This window comes from Pseudomonas sp. (assembly GCF_030696055.1).
Taxonomy (GTDB): domain Bacteria; phylum Pseudomonadota; class Gammaproteobacteria; order Pseudomonadales; family Pseudomonadaceae; genus Aquipseudomonas.
This window is the reverse complement of sequence record NZ_JAUYNP010000224.1, coordinates 1-11,217: the sequence shown is the minus strand read 5'-3', so window position 1 is coordinate 11,217 and position 11,217 is coordinate 1. Positions and strand designations below refer to the sequence as shown.

General features: G+C 63.7%; 9 protein-coding genes. 3 read left to right on the top strand and 6 right to left on the bottom strand.

What is annotated here, in order from left to right:
- Together Q8Q83_RS13115 and Q8Q83_RS13110 are read left to right on the top strand one after the other, a co-directional pair.
- On the top strand, positions 1-640 hold a 640-nt coding region (locus Q8Q83_RS13115; RefSeq protein WP_305624395.1), incomplete at its 5' end, for an aldo/keto reductase.
- Between the two features lie 73 nt (positions 641-713).
- Positions 714-1,631, top strand: a complete 918-nt coding sequence (locus Q8Q83_RS13110; protein ID WP_305624393.1) for a metal ABC transporter ATPase — start codon at positions 714-716, stop codon at positions 1,629-1,631.
- Between the two features lie 118 nt (positions 1,632-1,749).
- Here Q8Q83_RS13110 and Q8Q83_RS13105 read toward each other — a convergent pair whose 3' ends face one another.
- From Q8Q83_RS13105 to msbA, 6 genes are all read right to left on the bottom strand, one after another.
- On the bottom strand, positions 1,750-2,958 hold the full coding sequence (locus Q8Q83_RS13105; protein ID WP_305624391.1) for an acyl-CoA dehydrogenase family protein: 1,209 nt from the start codon (positions 2,956-2,958) through the stop codon (positions 1,750-1,752).
- Positions 2,959-3,107: 149 nt separating this feature from the next.
- Positions 3,108-4,391, bottom strand: coding sequence for an acyl-CoA dehydrogenase family protein (locus Q8Q83_RS13100; RefSeq protein ID WP_305624389.1), 1,284 nt, complete (start codon positions 4,389-4,391; stop codon positions 3,108-3,110).
- Positions 4,392-4,544: 153 nt separating this feature from the next.
- On the bottom strand, positions 4,545-5,969 hold the full coding sequence (gene hldE / locus Q8Q83_RS13095; RefSeq protein WP_305624387.1) for a bifunctional D-glycero-beta-D-manno-heptose-7-phosphate kinase/D-glycero-beta-D-manno-heptose 1-phosphate adenylyltransferase HldE: 1,425 nt from the start codon (positions 5,967-5,969) through the stop codon (positions 4,545-4,547).
- A gap of 65 nt (positions 5,970-6,034) precedes the next feature.
- Positions 6,035-7,441 (bottom strand): PIG-L deacetylase family protein, encoded by a 1,407-nt coding sequence (locus Q8Q83_RS13090; RefSeq protein ID WP_305624386.1) that lies wholly within the window; start codon positions 7,439-7,441, stop codon positions 6,035-6,037.
- 2 nt (positions 7,442-7,443) lie between these two features.
- Positions 7,444-8,340, bottom strand: a complete 897-nt coding sequence (locus Q8Q83_RS13085) for a GNAT family N-acetyltransferase (RefSeq protein WP_305624384.1) — start codon at positions 8,338-8,340, stop codon at positions 7,444-7,446.
- Complete coding sequence (gene msbA, locus Q8Q83_RS13080) at positions 8,340-10,166, bottom strand: lipid A export permease/ATP-binding protein MsbA (protein WP_305624382.1); 1,827 nt, start codon at positions 10,164-10,166, stop codon at positions 8,340-8,342. Before msbA ends, Q8Q83_RS13085 begins: the two co-directional genes overlap by 1 nt.
- Before the next feature lie 35 nt (positions 10,167-10,201).
- Here msbA and Q8Q83_RS13075 point away from each other — a divergent pair, with 35 nt between their 5' ends.
- The gene (locus tag Q8Q83_RS13075; protein WP_305624380.1) at positions 10,202-10,816 is read left to right on the top strand and encodes a toluene tolerance protein; all 615 of its coding nucleotides are present in this window, start codon (positions 10,202-10,204) and stop codon (positions 10,814-10,816) included.
- The last annotated feature ends 401 nt before the right edge of the window (positions 10,817-11,217 follow it).

The following is an 11,217-nucleotide window of genomic DNA, read 5'->3' as shown; positions in this document are numbered from 1 at the left end:
CCTGGGCATCAACCTGATCGACACCGCCCCGGCCTACGGCAACAGCGAAAGCCGCCTCGGCCCGCTGCTGCACGGCCAGCGCCAGCACTGGGTAATAGTCAGCAAGGTCGGCGAAGAGTTCGAGGACGGTCAGTCGCGCTTCGATTTCAGCCCGGAACACACGCGCTTCTCGGTGGAGCGCAGCCTCAAGCGCCTGCAGACCGACTATATCGACCTGGTGCTGGTGCATTCCGACGGCAACGACGTTGCCATCCTGCGCGATAGCGGCGTCTACGAGACCCTCGCCGAGCTCAAGCGCGAAGGCAAAATCCGTGCTTTCGGACTCTCCGGCAAAACCGTGGAAGGCGGCCTGCTGGCCCTCGAGCGCGGCGACTGCGCCATGGTCACCTACAACCTCAATGAGCAGAGCGAGCTGCCGGTACTGGACTACGCCGAGCGGCACGGCAAGGGCATCCTGATCAAGAAGGCCCTGGCCAGCGGCCATGCCTGCCTGGCCCCCGGTGAAGATCCGGTGCGCGCCAGCTTCGAGCTGATCTTCGCCCACCCGGCGGTGACCAGCGCGATTGTCGGCACCATCAATCCCGAGCACCTGGCGCATAACGTCGCCACCGCGGCGGCTGTCCTGCAGGATATTGCCTAGCCCACCTCTGCCCGGCCGCCGTGCCAAGACCCGATCTCCGGTCTGCCCAGCCTGCTGACGAAGAGGAGCCCAGATGCCGCGTACCCTGACCCACAAGGACCCCAGCTGCTTCAAGACCCTGCAGCTGTTTGTCGAGGCCACGCCCGACGGCTTGTGCTACCAGGGCCTGGGCAGACCGCTGAGCTTCGCCCAGATGCTGGAAAAGCGCCGGCCGGTGAAGGTCGCCGACAGCCAGCGCTTCGCCGTGGAGCTGGCCAATCTGGGCGTATCGGTGCGCCTGACCCTTAGCTGGCAGGGCCGTGACTACTGGATACTGGTGCGGCAACGGCGCGCCGATCGTGGCGATGTGGTGCTCAAGCTGATCTCCGGCTATGTGCCGGCCCACGAACTCAATCTGCCACTGCTCACCGCCATCCAGGAAGTCGCCGAAGAGTGCCTGCTGGAAACCCCGGAAGGCTGGCTGGGCGGACGCTTCGGCGATACCTGGCTACCAACCCCCTATCAGGCCAGCCTGCGCTACCGGGAGACCGCGCACTTTCGCCTGAGCCCGCTATCCGGCGCGGCGCGCCCGGTGCAATGCGGCAACCTCAAGTTGCTGGAGCGCCCGCGCGCCTACGTGCATCTGCCGACCGCCTCGCTGCAGCTGGTGTATGACCTGCACCTGCAGCTGCCCAAGGAGATCAAGCAGCTGAGCCTGCTGCATGTCGATGAGCATCTGGAAGACGGTCAACTGGTCGCCCGTCTCAATCGCACGCGCCCCGACCTGTTTCTGCTACCGCTCCAGCAGGGCCACCCCACGGCCGAACTGCTCACCCTCAAGCACGGTCAGCTGCTGCCGGCCAGCACCCGCGGCCTGTGGCTGGCGGAAAGCTTCGCGCCCCAGGACGGCTGGCTGGTGCGCGAAGAACGCATCCGCTGGAAAGACTGGCTAAGCCAGCAACACCTGCAGCCGCAGCCGCAGGCACAAAAAAATTCCGGGAGAACTTTTTGACGTCGCCTCGCGACGGCTCGAAAGGTGGCCGCCAGGGATGGCAGGACACAAAAAAGCCCCGCCAAGGCGGGGCAAAAAGGGACAGCTTAAAAACCGTCTGAGCAGGGCGGCGCGCCCGCTACTTTAACTCGCTGGAACTCTTGCCCAGCAGGCGCCGCGCCACTATCAGCAGCTGGATCTGCTGAGTGCCTTCGAATATGTCGAGAATCTTCGAGTCGCGCGCCCACTTCTCCAGCAGTTCGTCTTCGCCATAACCCAGGGCGCCGGCCAGCTCGACGCATTTCAGGCACACCTCATTGGCCACCCGCCCTGCCTTGGCCTTGGCGATCGAGGCCTCCTTGGAGTTGGGCAGCTGGTTGTCGGCCATCCAGGCGGCCTTCAGGGTCAGCAGGCGCGCGGCTTCCCATTCGGCTTCCAGGCGATACAGGGTCGCCTCGGCATGCGTGACGCTGAGCAGCGGTTTGCGGTAATCCAGCTTGCAGTGCTTGTGCAGCAGCTCGCGGGTGCGATCCAGCGAGGCCTTGGCCACCCCCACCGCCATGCCGGCCACCAGCGGACGGGTGTTGTCGAAGGTTTCCATGACCCCGGCAAAGCCCTTCTGCACATCGATTTCCGGGTTACCCAGCAGGTTGGCGGCCGGCACCCGGCAATCGCTGAAACTGATGGAGGCGGTGTCCGAGGCCTTGATCCCAAGCTTCTTCTCCAGGCGGGTGACGCTCATGCCCGGGGTACCGTGCTCGACCACGAAGGACTTGATCGCCGCGCGGCCCAGGCTCTTGTCCAGGGTGGCCCAGACCACCACCGCATCGGCTCGCTCGCCTGAGGTGACGAAGATCTTCTCGCCATTCAGCACATAGTGATCGCCATCCTTGACCGCCGTGGTGCGGATCGCCGCCGAGTCGGAACCGCAACCAGGCTCGGTGATTGCCATGGCCGCCCAGGTGCCACCGAAGCGCTTGAGCTGCTCGTCATTGGCTACTGCGGCTATGGCCGCATTGCCCAGGCCCTGACGCGGCATGGCCAGCAGCAGGCCGACATCACCCCAGCACAGCTCCATCACGCCCAGCAGCGCCGACAGGTTGCCGCCATTCTTCACCCCTTCCTGCTGCTCGCGGGCCGCCCCACGCTTGCTCGCCGAGGTGGCGCCGATGGCGTCCGGCGAACCGGCGTTCATCCCGTCGAGCAAGGCGGCCAGCAGATCCAGCTCCTTGGGATAGGCATGCTCGGCCTTGTCGTACTTGCGCGAGATCGGGCGGAAATAGTGCTCCGCCACCTGATGGGCCTGCTTGACCAGGCCACGGAATTTCTTTGGGGTTTCTAAGTTCATGCATCCTCCTCGAAGTGGAATTCAGCGCATCGTGAGCGCCGGACGGGCAAGGCGGAAGTGGGCGAGAAAGCGCAGTTTACAAACGTAAATGAGCATTTCGAGCCCACTTCCAACGCAGCCCGTACCAGCGCAACAGCGCTGAAACCACTTCACAGTTGCAGGCCGCCGGCCATCACGGCCAGCGCGCGCAAATCGCGGTACCAGCGCTCGGCCGGATGTTCTTTGGTGAAGCCATGGCCACCGAGCAGCTGCACCGCATCGGTGCCGATCTGCATGGCCTTGTCGCTGCACAGCAGGCGCGCCAGGTAGGCCTCGCGCTGGAAACTCAGACCCTGCTCGGCGCGGGCGCAGGCGCGCCAGACCATCAGGCGCATGGCATCCAGCTCCACCGCCATATCCGCGACCATAAAGGCCACGCCCTGGCGATGGCTGATCGGTTCGCCGAAGGCCAGGCGCTCGTTGCAGTAGCCGATCACATAATCCAGCGCCGCCTGCGCCGTACCCACCGCCAGGGCGCACCAGGCCAGGCCGGCATAATCGAGAAAGCTCTGGTAGTCGAACCGCTCGCCAGCCAGACGCGCGTCCAGCGGCACCTTGACGTTCTTCAGCACGACCCGCGCGGTGCTGGCGGCCTTAAGCCCCATGGCCGGCTCGGGGCTGCGTTGCAGCCCCTTGGCGCCGGCTGCGACGATAAACAGGCCAGGGCCGTCCGCCGCCCCGGCGGCGATGATCAGCTGCCCAGCATCCAGGCCGCGTAGCACCAGACACTTCTCACCGCTGAGCAGGTAATGCTTGCCGCGCTTTTTCGCCTGGGTGACCAGCTGCTGAGGATCGAACAACGGCGTCGGCTCATTCACCGCTATGGCCATCAGCGGCGCGAGGTCTGCGCCGACAAAGGCCGGCAGCCAATGCGCCTGCTGCGCAGGCGAGCCCCAACGGCGGATGCAGTTGGCCGCCGACAGCGGCACCAGCAAGGCCGCCGCCAGGGACAGATCGCCCTGGCCCAGGGCCTCGGCGATCAGCGCATTGCTGAGGGTGGTGCGCTCCGCCGCCATGCCGCCCAGGGCTTCGCTGACGCCGTAATGGGTCAGGCCCAGCTCGTGGGCCTGGTTGAGCAAGGCCGCCGGCAGCGCCGCCTGCTCGTCGGCGGCGTGGGCCAGCGGGCGCAGCACTTCACTGGCGAAGCCTTCGAGCATCGCCACCAGCATCTGCTGTTCGTCGCTCAATGTCAGATCGAACAGCGCATCGGGATCGGCCGCACGCGGCGTTTGACTGGTCTGGCCGGCACGCTGAGCGGCGGCCCGGAAGCTGGCGCGGCTGCCGCTATAGATAAGCCTTTCGACGGGTTTGCGCAGTTTCAGACGATCCGGCCAGTCGGCCTGGGCGAATCGATTCAACATGGCCAGGGCGCGGCCCTGGATATCGGCGGTCATGACATCTCGCTCCATACGGGGGATGCCATGGATGATGCGCGCGCCCCGGGCGGGCGCCTATGACCCGGCAGACAGCGGCGACTGGCAGGGCGGCCAGTCGCCGGCCGGATAGCCGGCCCGATGGGCGGGACGGCGGATTACGCCGCCCTGCGGCTAATCCATCTTACGGATCTTCTCGACTATGGCGGTGGTCGAGCTGTTTTCCACCAGGCCTAGCACCCGTACTTCGCCGCCATAGGCGGTGACTATGTCCCCCCCCACTACACCTTCGATGCCGTAGTCACCGCCCTTGACCAGCACGTCCGGTTTGATTGCGCGCAGCAGATTTTCCGGGGTGTCTTCGCTAAAGCTCACCACCCAGTCCACCGCGCCGAGGCCGGCCAGCACGGCCATGCGCCGATCCACCGAGTTGATCGGCCGGCCCGGGCCCTTCAAGCGGCTGACCGAGGCGTCGTCGTTGACCGCCAGCACCAGGCGATCGCCCTGGGCGCGGGCCTGTTCCAGATAGGTGACATGACCGGCATGCAGGATGTCGAAGCAGCCGTTGGTGAAGACTATCTTCTCGCCATGGGCGCGGGCATCCTCGATGGTGGTAAGCAGCTGATCGCGGCTCAGCACGCCGCGCTCGGAGCCGGCTTCGCGCTGAATGGCGCGGCGCAGTTCGGGCGCACTGATTGCCGCGGTCCCCAGCTTGCCCACCACTATGCCGGCGGCAAGGTTGGCCAGGGCCACCGCGTGCGGCAGCTCCTCACCCGCCGCCAGGCTGGCGGCCAGGGTGGAAATCACCGTGTCGCCGGCACCGGTGACGTCGAACACTTCGCGGGCGCGGGCCGGCAGGTGCAGCGCTGGCTGCTGCGGGCGCAGCAGGGTCATGCCGTGCTCGCCGCGGGTCACCAGCAGCGCGCCCAACTCCAGCTCGCTCATCAGCGCCGCGCCCTTGGCCACCAGTTCGGCCTCGTCGCGGCAATGGCCGACTATGGTTTCGAACTCGTGCAGATTGGGGGTGATCAGGCTGGCGCCGCGGTAGATGGAGAAGTCCTTGCCCTTGGGGTCGGCCAGCACCGCGATACCCTTGCTGCGCGCCAGTTGCACCAGAGCCTGGTGGTTCTGCAGCGCGCCCTTGCCGTAGTCGGACAGCACCAGCACCTTGATGCCAACCAGCAGCGCCTCGACGCTGGCCGCCAGGGCCACCGTATCGGTGGCGAAGGGCTCTTCGAAGTCCATGCGCAGCAACTGCTGGTGCCGGCTCATCACCCGCAGCTTGACTATGGTCGGCTGATGCTTGACCCGCTGAAAGTGCGCCCGCACTCCAACTGCCTGCAGGCTGTTGCTCAGGCTCTCGGCGGCTTCATCCTCGCCGGTGACGCCGACCAATACCGCCGGTGCGCCGAGGGCGGCAATGTTCAACGCCACGTTGGCGGCACCACCCGGACGGTCCTCGATATGATCGACCTTGACCACAGGCACCGGCGCTTCCGGAGAAATCCGCGAGGTACCACCATGCCAATAACGGTCGAGCATGACATCGCCCACCACCAAAACGGCGGCCTGGTCGAAACGTGGCATGGACAATTTCATAAAGACTCCAGAAGCGGCTAAAGCAAATCGGCGCGGATCATAACATTTGTCGGCCAACACTCGGGCTAGCCGCCGAGCGTACGCACCCAGAACAGCTCGTGACGACGCACTGCCTTGCGGAAGAACTCGTCCGCACCGGTCGCCGGCCAACGCCTTCCGGCGAGCCAGCGCTGGATCAGCCGGCGCAGGCGTTTCTTCAGCGGCAGCGGGCCTTGCAGATCGTGCTGCATGGCCAGGGCCATGGCCTTGTCCAACTGCACCGCGGCGCTCAGGCTCGGGCTCCACAAGCCGTCCGTCGGCAGCGGTTCGATGGCCGGCGGCAGGGCGATGCCCATGCCGGCCGGGCCCATTGGCCAGCGGTCATTGTCGTGCAGGTGGTTGGCATACAGCAGCAAGGTGGTCGGCTTCCAGCTGCTGAGCTGGATCGCCTCGAGCAGCGCCTGGGTGCTGGCGATATGGTCGCTGTGCGGGTCCAGCTCGGGATGGGGGGTGACCACGACCTCGGGACGGAAATGCTCCAGCGCCGCCACCAGATCGGCGAGCAGATTGCGCCAGCTCGGCAGCCCATCCTTGTCGCCCGGCAACTGCAGCGGGTTATGCCCACGCACGCTACGAATATCGCCTTCCATGGACTCACGGGAGGCGAAGGCCAATTCGGGTTGCGCCGCCATAGCCGGCAATTGCAGGCAGTAGTAGCCAAGCTGGACGCAGCGCACTTGCGTCACGCCGCCCCACAGCGGCACGGCCAGGCTGTCCCAGGCGCGCAGACGGCCTTTTAGCCGCGCGGCCTCGACAGCGTCGAGGCCCAGCGCGCGATAGGACTCGGCTTCGATCTCGCCCTGGGTCAGGGTGATGATACTGACCTCGGCCGCCTGGCTATACAGACCGAAAGCGGCCAGCTCGGCGTCATCGGCATGGGGGGCGATAATCATCAGCGATTGGCGACTGTAATCGGGGTTGCTCAGCGCATAGAGGCTGGCCAGCGGCTCAAGCGAACAGAAGCGTCCACGCAGGCGCAGCTGCCCAGCGGCCAGGGCCGTGGCCGCGACCTGTCCAGATAGATTCAGGTAGCGCTGCCCATTCACGCCGCGCTCGAAATCCTGGCGGTCATCGCCGATCAATACATGGGGATCGAGCCAGCGCCCCAGCCAGCTGGCTTTTATGCGTATCCGCAGAATCAGGGTATCGGCCGCGCCGCAATCGCCCTCGACCAGCACGCGCCCCTGCTCGATACGCACGGCCATGGGCTGCACTGCAGGGGGGAAGGCGTAACGGTAGTCATCGCCCGGGGCATAGAACAGGTGATCGGCGAACCAGGCTTCATGGCCGATCCAGCCCAGCACCAGCAGGACCGGCAGCCACCACCAGGCCACCCATGCCCCCAGCGGCACCAGCACGAGCAACGCCGCCAACATGGCGAGGCGCTTATGCCGGCGGTGGCGTTTGAGAAGGGCTTGTTTGCGTGCTGTCATAGTCAGACCTGATAGACCGGCACCCGGTTGCACCAGCGATCCTTGTATTCACGGTCGGCGCGACCGAAGGAATAGCGCAGCGGCTTGCCTATAGCCCGGGCTTCGGCCCAGGCGTTCTGGGTATTCACAAAACTGAGCACGCTGCCGGGGCTGAACTCGCGGTTCTGCGGGTCGACGCCGCCGTTGATATATTCCAGGCTGACCCACTGCGGCGCCTCGACCCGGTAGAGCACCTGAATGGCTACGGGCTCGTCGTTCAGGTAGATCAGCGAGCCGGTCATAAAGTCGCGCAGCAAGGCGAAGACCTCGGCCAGATGCGCCTTGCCCGTGGCCTCGAAACCCCAGCGGCGCTGGAACAGCTCGGCATAGATAACCGCCTGCTCGGCGGCGCTCAGCTCCAACATGGGCCGAATTACCCCTCCCGCCTCTTCCAGCAGACGCTGCTCGCGGCGCTGGTTATAGCGGAACTTCTTGCTGTATTCCTCAGGCTCCCGGGCCAGGGCCAGTCCCTCCGGCTGCTCGCGCAGCGTCGCGATATGCGGGGCATTGAGCGCAGACAGATAACGCGCCTTATGCCGCAACTGCACCCGGGCGGCGGCGGCCAGGGGCAGAATGCTCTCGGCATTACCGAGGTCATACAGGCCGCGCTTGCCCTGTTGCTTCAGCACATCCTTGGACAACGCCAGGTGCCGGCCCCAGGTCGGTATGGCCGCCTGCAACCCGCCATTGTGCAACCAGCCCAGATAGCGCACAGGCAGCCCCGCCAGGCCAGCCAGACGCTCGACGACCTCGGGGTGGGTGGCGACGCTGCCACCAAACTCTTGCCAAGCCTGGGCATAGGTGGCCGCTTCGATGGGCTGCCAACCGCGTTCACGCCAGGCGCGTAAATGACTGAGCATCAGGCGTCCTGCTCCACCACGACGCCTGTACCGACCTCTTCGAACTGTTTTGCGTGCAGGCGTGCGTAGTAGCCGTTCTGCGCCAGCAGCTCGGCATGGTTGCCGCGCTCGACGATCTGCCCCTGATCCATCACCAGGATCAGGTCGGCCTTCTCGATGGTGGTCAGGCGGTGGGCGATGACCAGGGTGGTACGGCCCTTCATCACCTCGTCCAACGCGGCCTGGATATGCCGTTCGGACTCGGTATCCAGCGCCGAGGTGGCCTCGTCGAGGATCAACAGCGGCGCATTCTTTAGCAGCGCTCTCGCGATAGCTAAGCGTTGGCGCTGACCACCGGAAAGCAGCACACCGTTCTCGCCGACCAGGGTGTCGTAGCCCTGCGGCATTTTCTCGATAAACTCGGCGGCGTAGGCGGCTTCGGACGCCTTGCGCACATCCTCGGGCGGCGAGCCGGCCAGGTCACCGTAGGCGATATTGTTGGCCACCGTATCGTTGAACAGGGTGACGTGCTGGGTGACCAAGGCAATGTGCTGGCGTAGGTTGCGCAGCTTGTACTCTTCAACATCCACACCATCGAGCAGGATCTGCCCGTGCTCATGGTGATAAAAACGCGGAATCAGGCTGGCCAGGGTCGACTTGCCGCTACCGGAGCGGCCGACCAGGGCGACCATCTGCCCCGGTTCGGCGACGAAGGAGATGTCGTTGAGCACCGGTTTTTCGGCGCCAGGATACTGGAAGCTCAGGTTACGCACTTCGAGCCGACCGCTGATCCGCGCGCGCGCCTCGGTACCGGTGTCGATTTCTTGTTCTTCGTCGAGCTGCTCGAAGATGCTATCGGCCCCAGCCAGCCCCTTCTGGATGTTCGAGCTGACTTCGGAAAGCTGACGGATTGACTTTGGTAGCAACGCAGCCAGGGTGATATATGCCACCAGATCGCCCGCGGACGCATCGCCGCGCATGAACAGCACCAAGAACAACAGCACGGCCATGCCGCTGTAGATCACCAGCTGCAACGACGGAGTGTAGAGCGCATTGCTCTTGACCATGCGCAGCTGCTTGCGCCGGTTGTCATCGGTGACTGCCAGAAAACGCGCACGCTCGTACTCTTCACCACCGAAGCTACGGACAACCCGATAACCCTGGATGGTTTCCGAGGCCACATGGGTGACATCACCCATAGCCGCCTGGATCTTCTTGCTCTGCTTGCGGAATTTCTTGCTGGCGCTACTGACCATCAGCGCGATCAGCGGCAGTATCGCCAGCATCACCAGGGTCAGCCTCCAGTTCATCCACAGCAGGGAGGCGAACAGGAAGATCACCGTCATACCTTCGCGCACCACCACCTTGATCGCATCGGTGGCAGCCCCCGTGACCATGGTGACGTTGTAGGTGATACGGGAAATCAGATGGCCGGAGTTGTGGTTGTCGAAATAGCGGTTGGGCAGAGTCAACAGGTTGTTGAACAGCGCTACGCGCAGATCGTGCACCAGTCCTAAGGAGACCCGCGCCAGGAAGTAGTTGCCGAGGAAAGAACCGATTCCCTGCCACAAGGCGATCAAGACGATCAACAATGGCACCATCTGCACGAGGTTGAGTTCGACCAGAAACGGCACCTCGCCAAGATATGGGACCCCGGCAAAAAAGCTGGCCTCGGGGTTCTCCAGACCATCGACGAAATACTTGAGCATGTAGCCAAACATTGGCTGGGTAGAGGCGAAAATCAGGAAGCCCACAATACTGGTCGCAAACAATCCCCAATAGGGAACAACGTACTTCAGCAACCGCAGATAGACCCGAAAGCTGGATTGCTGGGTAGAATTGGCCATTCGGCAAGCCCCATACGACTGGCTAGAGAAATAAGATGCGGATTGTAACAGCGAACGAATTACAAAATTGGCTAAGCCAAGGCGAGGTGCTGGAAAAAGACAGCCATGGTCCCAAGGTGGTTAGGGTGAGCGACGGCAAGCTGCTGAAAATATTCCGTAGCCGCCGCCTCCCGCTACTCGCCCGCTTGCGCCCCGAGGCGCTGCGCTTCAGCGATCGCGCCAGTCGCTTGCAGGCCATGCGTATCCAGACGCCACATATTTGCGAAACCTGCTGGATAGACCGCGACAAATTGATTAGTGCCTGTCTCTATGAACCGCTGGCAGGTATGCCGCTGGACAAACTGTTCCGCGACTCCCGCGCTGAATTCGACGCTCTACTGCCACAGCTGGCGGCCTATATTCGCTTGCTGCATCTACAGGGGATCTACTTTCGCTCGCTGCATCTGGGCAACATCCTGCACACCCCGGATGGAGGTTTTGGCCTGATCGATTTTCTCGACATTCGCTTTAAGGGCCGCCCATTGGGCCGCTTGCTGATCCGCCGAAACCTTCAACACCTGCGCAACTATTTGCAACGACGCAAGGTGCAGAACTTTCCCTGGGACGAACTGATGCGCTGCTACGAAGAAGCCAGCAAAGTATCCAGCTGATCCAAGTTCAGCTTGGGTACGACGCTCGACGGTAGCCGACTTTCCAGTGACAGGTTGTAGACACGAAAATTCGGATTGACCACGCGCTGCGCCATCCTCTCAAAGCACGGCAAGATGTAATCCTCGTAATCGCCATCCAGACGACTAGGCACGGCGTCACCGCCCTGCTCGTAGAAACGCCCCTTGCTGGGGTCCAAGTCCATGCCCACCACAAACACTTGGCTGAACCCCGGCCCCACGTGACAACAAAAACGATCGCGCTCTGGCGACAAAACTCATACAGCAATTCCTTGCTCCACCGCGTTGTATCAGCAGAGCCTTTTCACCATACATATTCGTATCTACGCGTTGCTACTCACCCTAAGGAATATGACTGGTGATAACGCCTTTGCTCACGCGCC